Here is a 1,032-nt window from a genome sequence, read left to right as displayed (position 1 = left end):
GTTGCGCAGCAGCCGCAGAAACCGGTTGTCGTGGATGTTCGCAGCCAAGGTCGACAGCATCACGTCGTGATCCAGCGAGCCGAAGCAGTCGGCGATGTCACCCTCGATGAACCAGGTCGTGCCCGTCCAGGTATCCGCTACTTTGCCGAGGGCGGTGTGGCAGCCGCGGCGTGGACGGAACCCGTGAGAGTGGTCGGAGAATTGCGGCTCGTAGTACACCTCCAGGAGGAGGCGAACGACCTCCCCGACGATCTTGTCCGACCAGGACGGAAGACCTAACGGCCTCTTCTTCCCGTTCTTCTTCGGGATGTAGACCCGTCGTGCCGGCCGGAATCGGTAGCGCTCGTGGCGCATCGCATCGGTGATGCGGTCGATCGTGGCCAGTGACGTGCCGTCTGCGGTTTCCCCGTCGACCCCGGGCGTCATGGCTCCGTGGTTGGAGTACAGGCGCCCGATCGCCAACAGATACAGATGGGGGTTGAACAGTTGTCGATACAGCTCTTCGAGCGGCAGGCCACGCCTACCACGATCACGCAGGACACTCAGTACCGTTTCGGCGTTCTGCATTGCGCATACCTCTCGGGCCATGAGCGTCCGATCACCTGGCCCCCTTCGCCCTGTGAACGGCTTTCCCGTTCCCCTTGGTGGGGCGTTGCTCCCACGACTACTACGGGGCCTCCGTCACCTTAGGGCTCGCGCCCCTTAGGCGATCCCACGTTCGTCTTCGTCATACGTGATAGCGCGACTTAGGTGCCCCACTCATCTCCTTGAATGTCCTCGTTGGACATCGCTCCGCACCTCGGGGTTGTGACGGCGGCCATAATACGCCGCCACAAGACACGGCACCGGTTCCAGGCGTCTTTCCGGTGGATGGCGCATTTCATCGACTGGAGATTGGGGTTCAGGCAATCCAGCTTTCACCATATCGCACGGGTCCCGCGGCACGTCACCTCATACGCCTGAGCATGACTGCCGCTTTCCTGGCATGCTACTGTCCCCTTCACCTTTCGGATCCAGGTGAGCCATCAGACC

Annotated in this window: 1 protein-coding gene; it reads right to left on the bottom strand. The window is 61.9% G+C overall.

Annotation, left to right across the window (positions count from 1 at the left end; all coding sequences use genetic code 11):
- Nucleotides 1–567, bottom strand: a 567-nt coding sequence (locus tag KDL28_RS40060; RefSeq protein WP_252446708.1) for a reverse transcriptase/maturase family protein, incomplete at its 3' end; no start/stop codon positions are given.
- Nucleotides 568–1,032 lie beyond the last annotated feature (465 nt).

The organism is Pseudonocardia humida (assembly GCF_023898865.1).
Classification (GTDB): Bacteria; Actinomycetota; Actinomycetes; order Mycobacteriales; family Pseudonocardiaceae; genus Pseudonocardia; species Pseudonocardia humida.
This window is presented reverse-complemented; position numbering and strand designations above follow the sequence as displayed.